The 17590-nt window shown below is 72.2% G+C and carries 8 protein-coding genes; 6 read left to right on the forward strand and 2 right to left on the reverse strand.

The window, feature by feature from the left end; translation table 11 throughout:
- The first annotated feature begins 110 nt into the window (after positions 1-110).
- From R0232_RS17820 to R0232_RS17830, 3 genes are all read left to right on the forward strand, one after another.
- Positions 111-12095, forward strand: a complete 11985-nt coding sequence (locus R0232_RS17820; protein ID WP_431508914.1) for a filamentous haemagglutinin family protein — start codon at positions 111-113, stop codon at positions 12093-12095.
- A 218-nt stretch (positions 12096-12313) separates the two neighbouring features.
- Complete coding sequence (locus R0232_RS17825; protein WP_208509218.1) at positions 12314-12733, forward strand: DUF4177 domain-containing protein; 420 nt, start codon at positions 12314-12316, stop codon at positions 12731-12733.
- A 145-nt stretch (positions 12734-12878) separates the two neighbouring features.
- Positions 12879-13703 (forward strand): cupin domain-containing protein, encoded by an 825-nt coding sequence (locus R0232_RS17830; RefSeq protein ID WP_281077470.1) that lies wholly within the window; start codon positions 12879-12881, stop codon positions 13701-13703.
- A gap of 7 nt (positions 13704-13710) precedes the next feature.
- Here R0232_RS17830 and R0232_RS17835 read toward each other — a convergent pair whose 3' ends face one another.
- Complete coding sequence (locus R0232_RS17835) at positions 13711-14631, reverse strand: LysR family transcriptional regulator (RefSeq protein ID WP_208509217.1); 921 nt, start codon at positions 14629-14631, stop codon at positions 13711-13713.
- A gap of 94 nt (positions 14632-14725) precedes the next feature.
- Here R0232_RS17835 and R0232_RS17840 point away from each other — a divergent pair, with 94 nt between their 5' ends.
- Entirely contained in the window at positions 14726-15673 is a 948-nt protein-coding gene (locus tag R0232_RS17840; protein WP_208509216.1) for a threonine/serine dehydratase, read from the forward strand.
- A 23-nt stretch (positions 15674-15696) separates the two neighbouring features.
- Here R0232_RS17840 and R0232_RS17845 read toward each other — a convergent pair whose 3' ends face one another.
- Entirely contained in the window at positions 15697-16050 is a 354-nt protein-coding gene (locus R0232_RS17845; protein ID WP_208509215.1) for a hypothetical protein, read from the reverse strand.
- A gap of 217 nt (positions 16051-16267) precedes the next feature.
- On the opposite strand from R0232_RS17845, the gene R0232_RS17850 reads away from it, so the two are divergent.
- Together R0232_RS17850 and R0232_RS17855 are read left to right on the forward strand one after the other, a co-directional pair.
- The gene (locus R0232_RS17850; RefSeq protein WP_431508915.1) at positions 16268-16993 is read left to right on the forward strand and encodes a TonB family protein; all 726 of its coding nucleotides are present in this window, start codon (positions 16268-16270) and stop codon (positions 16991-16993) included.
- 10 nt (positions 16994-17003) lie between these two features.
- On the forward strand, positions 17004-17564 hold the full coding sequence (locus R0232_RS17855; RefSeq protein WP_431508916.1) for an RNA polymerase sigma factor: 561 nt from the start codon (positions 17004-17006) through the stop codon (positions 17562-17564).
- Positions 17565-17590: the final 26 nt, after the last annotated feature.

The raw sequence follows: 17590 nt of genomic DNA on the forward strand, positions 1-17590 counted from the left end.
CGGCCGCGGGTCCGCAAAAAAAGTCGGATTTCCTTGGCGGGTCTTCGCTGCGCCAACGTCTAGGTCAGGACTTCAACGACCGACCCCGACGCCTACACGGACCCGCCACCATGTCTTCGACCCCGCGACGCGCCACCGACCGAACCCCGCCGCACCATCCACCCCGCGCCACGGGCGCCATCCCGCGCCAGGCGCAGCCGCTGCATCCGGTCGCCTGGGCCATCGCCGGCCTCGCGATGGCGCTGGCCACAGGCGGCGCGCAGGCGCAGCGCGCCTTCAGCGCCGGCTGGATGGCGCAGAAGAACATGGCGCAGGCCACGGCCACCGCCACCGGCCGGCTGCCCAACGGCCAGCCCGCCGCGCTGCTGACCCACCCGCAGGCGCAGCAGCAGCGCGCCAACGCCGAGCTGCAGCGCTCGCTCGACAACCTGCAACTGGCCGCGCGCGGCATCGCGGCCCAGCAGGCGGCCCAGGCCGCGGCGCGGCTGGCCGCGCAGGGCGAGGCCTCGGTGCCCGACGGCCTGGCCGAGGGCGGCCTGCGCGTGGACGGCAACAGCCTCAGCGCGGGCTGGCTCAATGCGCAGGCACCGCAGCAGACGCAGGCCGACGGCCGCACCACGGTCGCGATCCGCCAGACCGGCGAGCGCGCCATCCTCAACTGGGAGACCTTCAACGTCGGGCGCAACACCACGGTCGAGTTCCAGCAGCAGCCCGACTGGGCGGTGCTCAACCGCGTCAACGATCCGCAGGCGCGCCCCAGCCGCATCCAGGGCCAGATCAAGGCCGACGGCACGGTGCTGATCGCCAACCGCAACGGCGTGGTGTTCAGCGGCACCAGCCAGGTCGACACGCGCAACCTGGTGGCGGCCGCGGCCCGCATCGGCGACGAGCAGTTCAGGAACAACGGCCTCTACAGCGCCCAGGTCAACGGCCAGCCGCAGCCGGTGTTCACCGACGCGCTGGGCAAGGTCGAGGTGCAGGCCGGCGCGCGCATCGCGACCCGGCAGCCCGTGTCGGTCACGCAGGGCGGCGGCTACGTGCTGCTGCTCGGTCACGAGGTCGAGAACGCCGGCAGCATCGCCACGCCGCGCGGCCAGGCACAGCTCGCGGCCGGCGACAGCTTCGCGATCCGCAAGGGCGTGGGCACCGAGGCCAACACCTTCTCGACCACGCGCGGCAACGAGATCGCGCCGCAGTTCGCGCCCGACAGCACGGCCGGCTTGGTGCGCAACAGCGGCCTGATCGTCGCGAGCGAGGGCGACATCACGCTGGCCGGCCGCACGGTGCGCCAGGACGGCGTGGCGCTCGCCACCACCACCGTCAACGCGCGTGGCACGGTGCACCTGCTGAACTCGGCGGCCGATGCCAAGGGGCGCGTGGCCACGGGCCGCGAGGCGGTCACCGCGGTGCTGATCGACGCGGACGACCGATTCACCGCGCTGGACAGCCAGCGCGACGTGCTGATGGCCGACTCGGCCCGCCTCGACCGGCTGCGCACCCAGGCCACGCCCGGCGTGTTCGACAACCTCTCGCGCCAGCAGGACCGCCGCGACCTGTCGCGCGTGGAGATCGTGTCGGGCGGCGACGTGCAGTTCGAGGGCGGCTCGCTGGTGCTGGCGACCGGCGGCCAGGTCGCGGCGAGCGCGGCGCGGCGCGTGCTGGTGGCGAACGAGGCACGGCTCGACGTGGCGGGCGCCGTCGGCGTGAGCGTGGCGATGGCGTCGAACAACGTCCAGGTCAACATCCAGGGCAACGAGCAGCGCGACGCGCCGCTGAACCGCGACACCGGCAAGCTCAACAACGCCAACGTCTGGATCGATCGCCGGCGCCTGAGCTACGTGCCGGCCAAGCCGGGCGTGTACGACAGCGATCGCTACTACACCGCCGGCGGCCTGCTCGAGGTCGGCGGCTACCTGGGCAACCAGCCGCACGGCATCGGCGAATGGCTGGCGCAGGGCGGCACCGTCTCGCTGGGCGCGGCCGAGGTCGTGACGCAGCGCGGCTCGGCGATCAACCTGTCGGGCGGCTCGATCGACGTGCGCACCGGCTATCTCCAGCAGAGCTGGCTCAAGGGCAGCGACGGGCGGCTGTACCGGCTCGACAAGGCACCGGCCGACATGGTGTTCGAGGGCGTGTACCGCGGCTTCGAGGACGCGCATGCGCGCTGGGGCAGGAAGACCACCGGCTATTTCTACAACCCGCTGATCGGCCCGCAGCGCCTGCTCGAGAACGGCTACACGGTGGGGCGCGATGCCGGCCGGCTGGTGGTGAGCGCGCCCACGGCGGTGCTCGAGGGCGACATCGAGGCGACGGTGTTCCGCGGCCCGCGCCAGACGCAGGCGCGCAGCGCGGCGCAGGACGGCTATGCGCAGTCGCAGCTCGCGGTGGCGCGGGCCGGCACGCTGGCGCTGCGCCGCATGGGCGGCGTGGGCGTCGACGGCGCCTTCGACACCCGGGTGCGCATCGGCGAGGTCGCCGACGTGGCCGATGCGCTGGCGGGCGACCCGGCCGCCGCGCTGCCCGCCGAGCGCATCGGCACCGCCTTCCTCGATGCCGCGCGGCTGTCCGGCTTCGGCCTGGGCGGGCTCGAGATCGTCGCCAACGGCGAGGTGCGCATCGAGCGCGCGCTGCGGCTGGCCGATGGGGGCCGGCTCGAGATCGTCGCGCCCACCACGCGCATCGAGGCCGACGTGAGCGCGCGCGCCGGCAGCATCGTGGTCGGCAACGTCGCGCCGGTGGCGACCACCAGTTCGCCGAGCCTCGGCACGCTGCTGCTGCGCGACGACGGCGCCTCGAGCTTCGTGCTCGCGCCGGGCGCGCGGCTCGACCTGCGCGGACTCTGGAGCAACCAGCAGCGCGAGGGCGGCGACATCGACGGCGAGGCCAGCACCGCCTTCGTCGACGGCGGCAGCCTCTCGGTGCGCATGACGCACGGCAGCATCGCGCTCGAGCGCGGCAGCGTGGTGGACGTGTCCTCGGGCGCGACGCTGGCGCGCAACGGCCGGCTCGTGGGCGGACGCGGCGGCAGCGCGAGCCTGCTGGCCGGCGCGGCCTTCGTCGAGGCCAACCTCGAGGAGAACCCCGCCGGCGTGCAGCTGCGCCTGGACGGCGAGCTGCGTGCCAGCGGCGTGCTGGGCGGCGGCACGCTGACGCTGCAGTCGCCCGCGAGCGTGGTGTTCGGCGAGCACGCCCTGCTCGAAAGCGGCCGGCTCGCGGCCGGCACGGCGGTGCCGCTGGCGGTGGTGCTCGCGCGCGAGGTGCGCATCGCGCTCGGCGAGCGGCTGCCGATGCGCGCCTCGACCACGCTGACGGTGACGGTGCAGGACGTCGCCCTGGCCGACTACGTCTCGGCCCAGATCACGACGCCGATCGTGACGGGCGCCGACTGGGTCGTGCCAGTGGGTGTCACGCTCGGCACCTCGCTCGGGTCCCTGGAGGCGGGCAGCCGCATGCCCGCCGGCACCCGGATCGACTTCATCCAGGGCCAGCTCATGCCGGGCACCGTGCTGCCGTCGGCGGTCTTTCCCGCCGGCCTTCCGACCTTTCCCTACACCTTCACCCAGCAGGCCGGCGAGCGCGCCGCGATCCCGACGGTCTATGCGCCGGGACGGATCGTCGATGGCGACACGCGCTTCGCGCAGGACGTCGACTTCGTGCCGGCGCAGCGGCTCGATCCGGCGCTGCTGCAAAGCGGCTTCTCGCGCTACCGCCTCACCAGCTTCGGCGGCGTCCTGGTGAACGAGGACCTCGCGCCGCGCATGCCGGTGCTGCGTGCCGCGGCCGATGCGCGCGAACTGCCGAGCGGCACCGACACCGCGCGCGCGCTCGAGCGCTGGCTGCCGCCGCTGTACGCGGAGGATGCGCTGCGGCACCGCCTGACGGCGCGCACCGGCGCCGACCTGAGCCTGCATGGCGCCGAACTGCTGCTGCCGGGCGGCGTGCAGATCGATGTCGATCCCGGCCGCCAGGCGCGGCTGGTGGCGCAGGGCCAGCTCACGGTCGAGGGCCGGGTGGTCGCGCCCGGCGGCGACATCGTGCTGACCAGCGCCGTCACGCGCGGCACGAACGCCCTGGGCCTCGCGCCGCTCGGCACCTCGATCTGGATCGGCGGCGACGCGGTACTCGACGCCGCCGGCCGCGCGTACACCGCCTTCGACGGCGACGGCCTGCGCTACGGCATCGCGCCCGACGGCGGCTCGATCCGCATCGGCCTCGAGGACCACACCCGCGCCAGCCGCGATTTCCTCAAGACCACCGGCGCGCACGTGATCATCCGGCCCGGCGCGCGGCTCGACGCCTCGGGCGCCTACGCCGAGGTCGACACGGCGCAGGACAACCTGCCGCCCGGCGGTGCGCGCCTCCAGCGGCTGGCCGGCGACGGCGGCCTGATCCGCATCGGCTCGTCGCGCGGCATCCTCAACGACGGCAGCCTGCGCGCCGCCGCGGGCGGCGAGGGCGCGGCCGGCGGCACGCTGAACCTGGCGCTCGAGAACCCACCGGGCAACGCGCACCGCGTGCAGGTCATGACGCTGACGCAGGACCGCGTCGCCAGCGGCGCCGCCGCCGGCCTGCGGCCCGGCGTGGCCGACGGCTCGCTGGTCGATGCGCGTGCGCGCCTGAGCGCCGAGGAGGTGCGCGCGGGCGGCTTCGGCACGCTGGAACTGTGGAACCGCGACATCCTCGAGATCGAAGGCGACCTCGAGCTGCGGCTGCCCGAGAGCCTGATCCTGCGCCGCGGCGCCTTCGCCGCTTCCACGGCCGCGCCGCCCGCGCGGGTCGTGCTGGCCGCGCCGTACGTGCTGCTCGACGGCAAGGTCGCCATCGAGGTCCAGGCACCGGAATTCCTGTCGGGGCTGGTGCCCCGGAGCACCTCCACCGCCAACAGCGGCCGCCTCGACATCCAGGCCGAGCTGATCGACGTGCGGGCCTCCAACCCGTTCGGCCCGACCGGCGTGAGCCAGGGCCTCGTGGCCACGCCCTTCGGCTGGCTGGTCGAGGCCCGGCCGCTGGACCTCCACGGCTTCGACGAGGTGGCGCTGACCAGCCGTGGCGACGTGCGCTTCACCAACGGCACGCTCGAGACCGGCGGCAACCTCACGGTGACCGCGGCCCAGCTCTATCCCACCACCGGCGCCACCGGCGAGCTGCGCGTGGCCCTGCGCTCCGTCGTCGGCCAGACGGACAGCTACGATCCCGCGCGCCGGCTCACGATCCGCGGCACCGGCGCGCCGCCCGCGATGCCGGCCTCGGCCTTCGGCACGCTCACGCTGGCGGCGGCCACCATCGACCAGGGCGGCGTGGTGCGCGCGCCGCTGGGCTCGATCATCTTCGGCACCAAGCCCGCCTTCGGCATCGGCACGTCGCCGCTGCGCGAGCAGATGTTCGAGGTGCTGCTGCGCGACGGCAGCCTCACCTCGACCAGCGCCGCCGGCATGGTCATGCCCTACGGCGGCACCGTGGACAACATCCGCTACGCCTACAACGGCCAGACGGTCGAGTACCTGCCGCTGGGCTCGGTGGCCGGCCGGCCCGAGCTGTATTCCGAGCAGTTCGTGCGCCCCGGCGTGGCCTTCGGCCAGTCGCGGATCACGGCCGAGGCGGGCGCGGTGCTCGACGTGTCGGGCGGCGGCCGGCTCACCGGCGCCGGCTTCTTCACCGGGCGCGGCGGCTCGGTCGACGTGTTGCGCACGCCGCTGGTCGACGCCAATCCCTTCTACGGCTTCAGCAGCGCGGGCGCCGGCGTCTATGCGCTGGTGCCGGGCTTCGCGGGCGGCTACGCGCCGGTGGCCCCGGATGCGGGCGCCGGCGCACCGCGCATCGGCCAGCAGATCCGCTTCGATGCGCCCGTGGGCGGCCTGCCCGCGGGCACCTACACGCTGATGCCCTCGACCTACGCGCTGCTGCCCGGTGCCTGGCGCATCGAGCTCGGCGGCGGCTCGGGCCAGGCCTTCGAGTCGCTGCGCGCCAGCGGATCGGTGCGCGCCAGCGGCTACCTCGGCATCGCCAACACCGCCGTGCGCGACGCGCTGCCCACCGCCGTCACGCTGACGCCGGGCAGCGCGGTGCGCAGCCTCTCGCAGTACAACGAGACCAGCTACGCCGACTTCGCGCTCGCGCGCGCCGCCACCTTCGGCGAGGTGCGCGCGCGCCTCGAGCGCGACGGCCAGAGCGTGCACATCGACACCGGCAGCGCGACCGGCCGGGCACTGTCCTTCGAGGGCGTGGCGCGGCTGCGCGGCGAGGCGGGGGCTGGCACGGGCAGCGCGGCCGCGCTCGACGGCAACCTGTTCCTCACCGGCCGGCGCGCGGCGGAGGTGGTGGCGTCGGGGGCTGTGGCCACGCCGGGCTTCGTCTCGTTCGACGCGGCGCAGCTCTCGGCCTTCGACGCGGGCACGCTGATCGTGGGTGGCGTGTACGGCCTGCGCGACGTGTTCGTGGTGGTCGGCTCGGGCCAGGTGCCGGTCGGTCCGCACGTGGTGATCACGGGCGCCGAGCAGGCGGCCGTGGTCGTGCGCGACGGCGCGCGGCTCGCGGCGGGCCAGGTCTTCCTGACCGGGCACGAGGTGCGCGTGGAGCGCGGCGCGCTGGTCGACACCTCGCGCAGCAGCACCGCCGGCTTCGATTCCAGCTACGGCTACGTCTACCTCGATTCGGCGAGCCAGGGCGCCAACGCGATCCTCGCGGTGGGCAACGGCGTCTACGACTTCGCGCCGCCGCAGGGCGATCCGTCGGCGACGCGGGGTTCGATCACCATCGCGGACGGCGCGATGCTGCGCACCCGCGGCACCGTGAGCTTCCTGAGCAGCGGCCCGGTGACGCTCGGCGAGGCCGAGATCAACGCGCGCTACCTGGCCATGGCCGCGCCCGCGATCAACGTCGGCACGCGCGAATCCTTCGCGGCCGCCGAGGCGCAGGGTGCGATCGCTCCCGGCGTGCGCCTGAGCCAGGAGATGCTCGAGCGGCTGCTGCGGCCCACGGTGCCGGGCCAGACGCCGATCGAGCAGCTCACGCTGACCGCGGGCAACGCGCTCAACTTCTTCGGCAGCGTCGACCTCGACCTGCGCGCGGCGCACGGCGCGGGCATCGCGCCCGCGGTGCTGCAGCTGAACACGCCCGCCGTCTACGGCTGGGGTTCGGCGGGGGACAGGGCGCGCGTCGCGACCGACACGCTGATCTGGAACGGCCTGTCCACCGGGGCGGGCACGCCCGAAGCGCCGTTCGCGAGCCGCGCGCCCGGCGCGGTGGCGCCCGGCGGCCCGGGCACCGGCGCCGGCAGCCTCGTGGTCGATGCACGCCGCATCGAGTTCGGCTACGGCCCGCTGCAGCGGGCGCAGGACCAGGTCGCGCTCGACCGGCTGATCCTGGGGTTCTCGCGCGTAGCGCTCGACGCCACCGAGCGCATCACGGCCAACCGGCGCGCGACGCTGTCGGTGTACCGCGAGGGCGCCGATGCGGCCAGCCGCCGTGGCGGCGAACTGCTGCTGAACACGCCGCTGCTGACCGGCGAGGCGGGCTCGTTCATGGCCTACCGCGCGGGCGACGCGGTGCGCGTGACGGCGCCGCAGTGCGCGGGCAGCGGCGGCGCGGGCGTCGCGGGTGCCGAAGCACTGGGCGCCGAAGTGCGCCTGGCCGGACGCTCGATCGAGCTCGACACCGCCGTGGCGCTGCCCAGCGGCCGGCTGGTGCTGGAGGCCGAGCGCGACGTGCGGCTCGGCGGCGGCGCGGCCATCGACCTCGCGGGGCGTGCGCTGGGCTTCTTCGACCTCACGCGCTTCAGCAGCGGCGGCGACCTGCTGATCGAATCCGCCCATGGCGCGGTCGAACAGGCCGCCGGCTCGCGCATCGACGTCTCGGCGGCGGGCAAGCCGGCGGGCTCGGTCCGCGTCACCGCCACGGGCGCCGACGGCCGCGTGCAGCTCGCGGGCGCCATCCTCGGCGCCTCGCCGGCGGCGCGCGAGTCCGGCAGCATCGACATCCGCGCCCGCTCGCTCGACGACTTCGCGGGACTCAACCGGCGCCTGAACGAGGGCGGCGTCTTCGGCGGCCGCGGCTTCGTCGTGAAGACCGGCGACCTCGCGATCGGCGACGAACTGCGCGCCAACCGCATCGAGGTGTCGGCCGACGGCGGCTCGCTCACCGTCAACGGCCGCATCGACGCCAGCGGCGAGGACGTGGGCAGCATCCGGCTGGCCGCGCGCGACCGGCTGCTGCTGGCGCCGGGCGCGGTGCTCGATGTGCATGGCACGCGCCTGGCGCTCGACGGCCGCGGACAGGTCATCGAGGCCTCGAACCGGGCCCAGGTCGAACTCGCATCCGCGGCCGGCACGGTGCGGCTCGACGCCGCCGCCACCATCGACCTGCGTTCGGCCGACGCGGTGGCGCGCGGGCGCCTCGAGATCAACGCACCGCGCCTCGGTGCCGACGGCGTGGCGGTGGACGCGGCCGCCGGCCTCACGGTGCGCGGCGCCGAGAGCATCGCGGTCAATGCCTTCGCGCGCCACGCGCCGGCCGATGGCGTGGTCGACAGCGCCTACCTCGAGACGCTGCACGCCGACAGCCGCGCGTTCATCGACGCGGCGAACGCCAGCGGCGCCACCCGCGCGCGGCTCGCGGGGTTGCGTGCCTTCGGCGATGCCTTCCACCTGCGCCCCGGGCTTGAGCTGCGCAGCGAGGGCGACCTCACGGTGCGCGGCGAGCTCGATTTCTCGGGCTGGCGCTACGGGCCGGGCGCCGATGCATCGCGGCGCGGCTCCGGCGAGCCCGGCGTGGTCGTGCTGCGCGCGGGCGGCAACCTGGTGATCAACGGCAGCATCTCCGACGGCTTCGCGCCGCCACCCGACACGCCCGACGACTTCGGCTGGAGCCGGCGCCCCGACGGGCAGGGCCGCATGATGGTCGTGGCCGACATGCTCGCGCCGGGCATGCGCTCGTGGTCGATGCGGCTGGTGGGCGGTGCCGACCTCGCGTCGGCCGACACCCGCGGCGTGACCGCGGCATCGCTGCTCGGCGCGCGCGGCGACGTGCTGCTCGACGATCCGCACCTCTCGTCGACGCAGTCGGGACCCGAGGACGCGATCTCGGTGGTGCGCACCGGCACCGGCTACCTCGACGTGCTGGCCGGGCGCGACTACCGGCAGTCCTCGCGTTTCGGCGTCTACACCGCCGGCACCCAGATCGCCGGCAGCGAGGCCTGGGACGCCCCGCGCGCGCGCACCTGGGACGGCTCGGTGCTCGGCTATCCCGACTACGAGGCCACGCTCAACGCACGCCGCATGTTCTTCACCGAGGGCGGCGGCGACCTGCTGCTGTCGGCGCAGGGCGACGTGCGCGGCTTCGCGATCGGCGACACCGGCAACCTCAAGTCGAGCAACGGCATCGGCTACTGGCTCTGGCGCCAGGGCGGCGCCGAGCTCGGGCAGCGCGCGGCCTGGGGCATCAATCTCGGCCAGTACACCCTGTCGCCGCTCTCCGGCGGCATCGAGCTGGCGGGCTTCGGCGGCATCGGAACGCTGGGCGGCGGGCACCTGAGCGTGCGCGCCGGCGGCGATGCCGGATCGACCTCGAACCTCGGCCTGACCGACTTCGGCGGCACGACCTCGGCGCTCGACCTGGTCGTGGCTTCCAGCGGCCGCGTCGGCGCCGACGGCACCGTGCTCGCATCGGGCGGCGGACGCCTGAGCGTGGACGTCGGCGGTCGCATCAACGCCGGCCGCGATATCGGCGAGATACCGACCACCGGCGGCCAGCTCGTCAACCTGCGCGGCGACAGCCGCGTCAGGGCGGGCGCGGTGGGCATGACGCTGGAATCGGGCTATGGCCTGAAGTCCGATCTCGACCCGCGCGCGGTCGACGCGCAGGCGCCGCGCGACCGGCTCGGCTACGGCTGGCTCGGCCTGGTGGTCGGCGACGGCACCATGGCCGTCGATGCGCGCGGCGACCTGATGGCGCTCACCTCGCGCGACGCCGGGCGTGTCGTGCTGCTCGGCGGCGCGACGCAGGCCTCGTTCGACGGGCAGGAGAATCCGGCGCTGACCTCGTTCACGCTGTGGACCGAGCGCAGCGGGCTCGAGCTCTTCTCGGCCGGCGGCGACATCCAGCAGCGCAAGTCGATCACGAACAACGGGGAGTGGATCCGCTACGACCCGGGCCGCCTGTCGGCGATCGCGGCCAACGGTTCGATCGCCACCAACATCACGCTCGCGCCGTCGCGCCAGGGTCGGCTCGAGCTGCTGGCGCGCGACCGGGTGTCCGGCACCTCCGCGATGTCGAGCGGACCGCTGTCCGCGCTGGCGACGCCCGAGCGCCCGCTGTGGCTGATGGGTTCCCCCGGCGCGTGGGTGGCCGGCAACTTCTACGGACCGCTCGATGTGCCGTCGCCGGAGGCGGACCTCTACGACCTGCTGATCGAGGGCAGCGTGCTGTTCGGCCACGGCGTCGACCGCGCGACCCTGCTGCACGCACCGGGCAGCGAGCCGATCCGCCTGTATGCCGTGCGCGGCGACATCCTGGCCAACACCGGCCGCTATGTCGCGCGCTACGAGGGCGGTGCCGCGGTGGAGAACTTCTACATCGCCGGCAAGCCGGTGCAGATGCGCGCCGGTCGCGACATCATCGCGACCGGCTACATCGCGCACAGCGGCGCGCTCGACATCTCGCTGCTGGATGCGGGGCGCGACGTGCTGAACGCCACGCTCGACGTGGCGGGGCCCGGCCTGCTGGACATTTCGGCCGGGCGCAACATCCTGCAGGGGCAGCCGCTCTCGGGCAACCAGGTGAGCGCATCCACGCTGCGCAGCATCGGTCCGGTCGCCGAGGGCGACACCCGTCCCGGCGCCTCGATCGTGCTGTCGGCCGGCGTGGGCGCGGGCGGGCCCGACTACGCCGGCTTCGCCGCGCGCTATTTCGATCGCGCCAGGCTCGCCGATGCCGCCAGCCCGCTGGCCGACCAGGCCGGCAAGGTCGCGAAGACCTACGAGGACCGGTTGCTGGCCTGGCTGCGCGAACGCTTCGGCTATGCGGGCGGTGCCGAGGGCGCGCTCGCGGCCTTCCTCGCGCTGCCGGCCGAGCAGCAGGGCGTGCTGGTGCGCGAGGTCTTCTACGAGGAGTTGCGCCAGGGCGGCCGCGAATACAACGACCCCGAGAGCCGGCGCGTGGGCAGCTACCTGCGCGGGCGCGAGGCGATCGGCGCCTTGCTGCCGCCAGCCGATGCCCAGGGGCAGCCGGTCGAGCGGCGCGGCAGCATCGTGTTCCAGGGCGCGGCGGGCACGCACACGCTGTTCGGTGGCGGCATCCAGGTGCTCGCGCCCGGCGGCGGGCTCACGCTCGGCGCGAACGGCGTGCTGCCGCCGCCGAGCACCGGCCTGCTCACGCAGGGCGCGGGCGAGGTCGAGATCTTCACGCGCGGCAGCGTCCTGCTGGGCCTGTCGCGCATCATGACCACCTTCGGCGGCGGCATCCTGGCCTGGTCGGCCGAGGGCGACATCAACGCCGGGCGCGGCGCCAAGACCACCGTGGTCTATACGCCCCCCAAGCGCAGCTACGACGCCCTCGGCAATGCCACGCTGGCGCCCAACGTGCCGAGCACCGGCGCCGGCATCGCCACGCTGGCACCGATCGCCGAGGTGCCGCCGGGCGACGTCGACCTGATCGCGCCGCTGGGCACCATCGATGCGGGCGAGGCCGGCATCCGTGTCTCGGGCAACGTGAACCTCGCGGCCTTGCAGGTGGTCAACGCGGCCAACATCCAGGTCAAGGGGGAATCGAGCGGCCTGCCCGTGGTGGCCTCGGTCAACGTGGGCGCGCTCACCAGCGCCAGCGCCGCCGCCTCGCAGGCCGCGATGGCCGCGCAGGACACGGTGCAGCGCGAACGCACGGCCGCGCGGCAGGCGCTGCCCTCGGTGTTCACGGTGCGCGTGCTGGGCTTCGGCAACGAGCCCATGCCCGGCACACCCGCCGCGCCGGCCGGCAACGATGCCGCGCCGCAGCGCACCGGCTATCGCAGCGGCAGCGCGGTGCAGGTGCTCGGCGATTCGGCCATGGGGCCGGCCGAGCGCAACCAGCTCACGCCGGCGGAGCGGCGAACGCTGGGGTATTGAGAAGGGCGCCCGGCATCGCGAAGAGAGGCTGCGCAACGCAGCCTCTCTCGCGCTATTCGGCCAGGGTGGGGCGACTTTCTGCAGGATTCCGGTCCGCTGTCGCAAGGCTGTCGTACGTTTGCCAGGGTGTTGCCGCAAGCCATGCGTGAAGCTTTCCGGCGCTTCCATGCATCATTGCCGCGGCCCTTCACACACCAAGCACCGGGACAACACAAGGAATGAACATCAACGCCGAATTGGTCAAGCGACTCCGGTCCGAGAAGTCCTGGACGCAGGAAGAACTGGCGATCGCCTCGGGACTCAACTTGCGCACGGTGCAGCGCATCGAGAAAGAGGCGTCGGCTTCGCTGCAGTCGAAAAAGGCGCTGGCCTCGGCCTTCGGCGTCGCCATCAAGGACCTGGAACTCGTGGAATCACCCGCCATGCCCAAGCACGAATACAAGACCCTCGATATCGCGTGGAAGCAGGGATTCCTGGCCGGCATCAAGGCGGCGCCGTTGCCGGACCTTCGGTCCCTGTTGAACAAGGAAGGCCAGGACGGCTGGCGCCTGGTCCAGATACTGACGCCTGACCTCCTGATGTCGGGCAAGGCCACGGAGAAGCTGGTGGCGATCCTCGAGCGGCCGATCGTGGACTGACAGGCCCGTAGGGCAGAGTCCGTTGGCCCTACACTCGCTCTCCCCACGAAGTTCCGGAGTACCAGAAGCAGGAACCCGGCGGGCCCGCAGGTCGCCGCATCCGCCACGCACTCCTTCTTCGATGTCGATGTCAGGGAGAGATGCAATGAGAACGAACGTGAGCGCGGTGCTGGCCGCGGACTGGCTGCTGGGCTGCGCGCAGCTGCCCGGCATCGAGCGGATGACACGGGAACAGGCCTCCATCAAGGCCATGGAAACGCGGCCCGCACCGACGTCCGACGAGGCCAGGCTGTCGGGCTACGTGCAGTCCTCGCTGCCGGTCTGCATGGCCTTGCTGCTCACGATGCAGGGGGCTGCAGGACGTCAAGGTCAGGGAGGCCGCCGCCTATTGCGATTGCATCCAAGGCGCCAGCGTCGAGGGACTGACCGGCGCCGACCTCGACGAATTCAGGACACCGGGCCTCGATGGCAAATACGCCTCCGAGAGGGGATTGCTGATCGGCAGCGGAATGGCAGCGCGCGCGAATGCCGCCATACCGGCATGCCGGGCGAAAACGTTGGCTGCGTATTGACTTCGCGCCGCACTGTGGCGCATCCGAGCGATCGTTCGGGTCGCATTCAATCCAGGGAGTTTCGATCCATGAATCCAGTGAATCCAGGCATCGCGTTGCCGGCATCGTCGATGCCGTGGGAGCCCACCGCAGTGGCGCGCTTCAACGACAACCAGATCATGGTGGTCAAGGCACAGGGCGCTTACGAATGGCACCGGCATGACGACACCGATGATTTCTTTCTGGTCCTCAAGGGAAGCCTCACCATCGAAATGCGCGACCGCAGCGTCACGGTCGCGGCCGGCGAACTGTTCGTGGTTCCACGCGGCGTGGAGCATCGTCCCGTTGCGCAGGAGGAAGCTCATTTCCTGCTGATCGAGCCATCGGGCACCCCGGGCTCGGCGACCGGAGGCGGCTGAACGGCGCTCAATGCGCGGTCATCAGTGACCGCAGCAGCGAGACGGCTCTTTGCGCCGCGGGGGCCAATGGCCGCGCGGCGGAACGGACCAGGGTGATCTTCGTCTTCGACAGGCGCTTCTCCCGCAGCGCGACGGTGGTCAATGCGCCGGCCTCGACTTCATCGAGAACCGCATGCCGCGGCAGGAAGGTCACGGCGATTCCGTTGGCAGCGATCTGGCGCATCAGGGCGATGGAGTTGGTCTCCATCGCCAGATCGAGCTGAATGCCACTCAGCGCAGCGACCCGATCGATTTCCTGCCGGATGCCGAAACTCCTGTCGGGCATCACGACGGGGTATCCGACCGTTTCGGCGACCGAGCAGGACTTGCTGCGTGCCAGCGGATGCGTGGCCGAAACCACCAGGTACAGCGGCTGTCGCATGAATGCGAGTTCGATGAGGTCGCCGCGCGGGGCGGGGCCGAACAGCAGTCCCAGATCTGCTTGTTGCTCCGCCACCATGTCGGCCGCTGCGTTGGAGCCGACGATCGCCAACGACATCCTGACCTGCGGATTCGCAGGATGGAATGCCTTGGCGAACTCCGAGAGCAGGCGAGGGATGACGCCCTCGATTGCGGCGATCCGGACATGGCCTCTGGGCAGTTTCAGGTATTCGTCGAAGCGCGCACGGAAGTCCGCGGTTTCTTCCGCCTGCCTGGACAGGAATTCCAGCAACAGCGTGCCGGCCGCGTTCAACCGCATGCCCCTGGCTTCGCGGCTGAAGAGGCGGGCGCCGAAGTGATCCTCGAGCATCCGCACTTGCCGGCCGATGGCACTGGTCGCCACACCCAGCGTTTCCGATGCGGCCGTCAGAGATCCGGTTCGCGCAACCTCGCGGAAGTAGCGCAGCACCGTGGTTTCGATCATCGGCAGCCCCTTCATGCTTTCCATTGATTCGCAAGCTTGTTGCCAATCGACCCCCTGTGATTGGCAAGGAACACAGCATACGCTCGGGTTCGTCCACCATGAATTCAGAGGATCTCCCATGGGCTCTGTCATTTCGCGAGAAGCCATCGAGGCGGCACATGCCCGGATCGGCAACTTCGTTCGCAAGACACCGGTGCTCGAACTGCCGCGTGGCGAACTGTCCGACCGGGCCCAGGTCTGCCTGAAGCTCGAGTTGTTGCAGCGCACCGGATCGTTCAAGCCACGCGGCGCGTTCAACAACGTGCTTCAGCGCGAGGTGCCGGCGGCCGGTATTGCCGCCGCATCGGGCGGCAACCATGGCATTGCCGTGGCCCATGTCGCGAGAACGCTGGGGATCCGGGCCACGTTGTTCGTTCCCGAGAGCGCGAGTCGCGTCAAGATCGACGCGATCCGGTCGCTCGGCGCGGATCTGAGGCTGCATGGCACGTCCTACGATGAGGCGCAGTCGGCTTGCCTCGACCACGTGGACCGGACGGGCGCGCTGCACGTGCATCCGTTCGACGACGAAGCCACGATCGCGGGACAGGGAACGATTGGCAAGGAATGGGAGGCCCAGTGTCCGAGCCTCGACGCCGTTCTGGTGGCGACGGGCGGAGGTGGCCTGGTCAGCGGGATGGCCTCTTGGTACGCAGGACGAGGGGTGAAGGTGATCGCCGTGGAGCCGATAGGGGCGAACGCACTGCACGCATCGATGGCAGCCGGACATCCCGTTGCGATCCAGGTCCGATCGATCGCGGCAGATTCGCTGGGGCCCAGCAGGGTCAGCGATCGTGTCCACGAGATCTGCGCGTCATCGGTCGATCGCGTCGTGCTGGTTTCGGACGACGCGATCGTTCGAGCGCAGGCCTTGCTGTGGCAAGCCCACGGTCTGATCGCGGAGCCCGGAGGCGCCACCGCGCTGGCTGCCTTGCTCGACGGGGCCTTCGTTCCGGCGCAGGGGAACCGCGTCGGCGTGCTTCTTTGCGGGCGCAATGCGGTGCTGGATGCCCGAACTTTCGGGGACTGAGGCTTCTTTCGGGCGCGTGGCCCTCAACGCCCCGGCATCAACGGCGACACCGGCGCCACCGTCGGCGGCCGCTGCGGATACACCGAGGTGCCGAAGGTATTGCCCATGCGGGTGCTGGTGGCCGCGCGGTTGAACAGGCCGAGCTGGTTCGAGGGCCGGTTGGCGATCGCTTCCGAGGCCAGTTGGGGCGTGCCGTCGGCGTCGCGCGGCGCCGACGCGGGCGGGCGCATCTTCTGCGTCAGGCAGTCGTAGGAGGGCGCGCGTTCGCCGTTCACCGTCACCTCCACGCAGGGATTGGCCGGGGCGGCTTCCTGCGCCATGGCGCCCTGGCCGCCGAGGGCGGCCAGCATCGCGATCCATCCACAGGCTGCGCGCATCGAAGTCTCCGATCCCTGGAAGAAAAAAACGCGCCAGTGTAGGCCGGAAACAAGTCGCGGCGGTGTCGCGAACTCGGGAGTCCGTCACCTGTCATGGGTCGGTCATGTCAGCCGAATAGCCTCAGGCCGCGAACATCGAGCCAGGCCGCGAGGCGGACGGCCGCGCCAGTCGTCCACCCATCCCCGCCGCACCTCCTTGCCTCCCTGTCCCCGTCCCATGACACGAGCTTCCAATCCGGGCAGTGCCCTGTCGCTGTCCTGGTGCCTGGTCGTGCTGCTGATGATGGGCGCGCGCTTCGCCCATGCGCAACTGCCCGCTCCGCGCGAAGCGGCCGGCGCGGTGAATTTCGACCTGCGGGCCCAGCCGCTGCATGACGCGCTGGCCGAGTTCGCCCGCCTCACGGGCCATTCGGTGCTGGTCAGCAGCAGCCTGACGGCGGGCCGCGACGCTTCGTCGGTGCAAGGGCGCCTCGCACCGCGCGAGGCGCTGCGGCAGCTGCTCACGGGCTCGGGCCTGGTGGCGCGCTATGTCGGCGAACAGTCGTTCACGCTGGTGCCCGAGTTCGAGGCGGAGGCGAACGGTCCGGCCGCCCCGCGTGACGAGGCCCCCGCCGGCAGCGACGAAGCCGCCGCCGAGCTGCGCGCCTACGCGGCCCCGCTGCAATCCTCGATCACGCGCGTGCTGTGCATCGCGCAGCCCGATGCCTTCGGCCGCTACCGGCTCGGCGTGCAGCTGTGGATCGACGACGACGGCACGGTGCGCGACATCCGGGTGCTCGAGGGCAGCGGCCAGCGGGAGCGCGACGCGCGCGTGCTGCGCAGCCTGCGCGACCTGGTGGTGGACGCGCCGCCGCCCACGCTGCAGCAACCGATCACGATCCTGCTGACCCCGCGCACCGACCCGGCGCGCGATTGCCGGCCCCATCGGTCGCGCGCGGGCTGAGGGAGCGGCGATGCCCGACCGCTTCAAGGCCGCACTGCGGACGCTGTTCCTCGCGCGCTACGCCCAGTTCAGGAAGCACCTGCACATGCGGCTGGGCTCGGAGGACCTGGCCAACGACGCGCTGCAGGAAACCTACCTGCGGGTGGAGAACAGCACGGTGCGCAGCGAGGTGCGCTATCCCTCGGCCTACCTGTTCCGCATCGCGCTCAACGTGGCCGAGGACCAGCGCAAGAGCAATGCGCGCCTGCTGAGCGTGGGCGAGGTCGAGGCGCTCTACGACATGGCCGACGAGATGGCCGACCCGGCGCGCGGCGCCGAGGCGCGCGACCAGCTCGCGGCGCTCGAGCGCGCGCTGGCCGAGCTGCCGCGCCGGCGCAAGGCGATCGTGCTGGCCGCGCGCGTGGACGAGATGCCGCACAAGGACATCGCGACTCGCTACGGCGTCTCGGTGCGCACGGTCGAGAAGGAACTGCGCGCCGGCCTCGAGCATTGCTGCGAGCGATTGGGCCGGGATTTCATCCAGCGCTTCGGTCCTGGCGCCGGAAAACAGTCGAAGCAAGATGAAGGCTGAAAACGATGAAGCCGCGCCCATCGACG

This window comes from Variovorax sp. DAIF25, from assembly GCF_050711835.1.
GTDB lineage: Bacteria > Pseudomonadota > Gammaproteobacteria > Burkholderiales > Burkholderiaceae_C > Variovorax.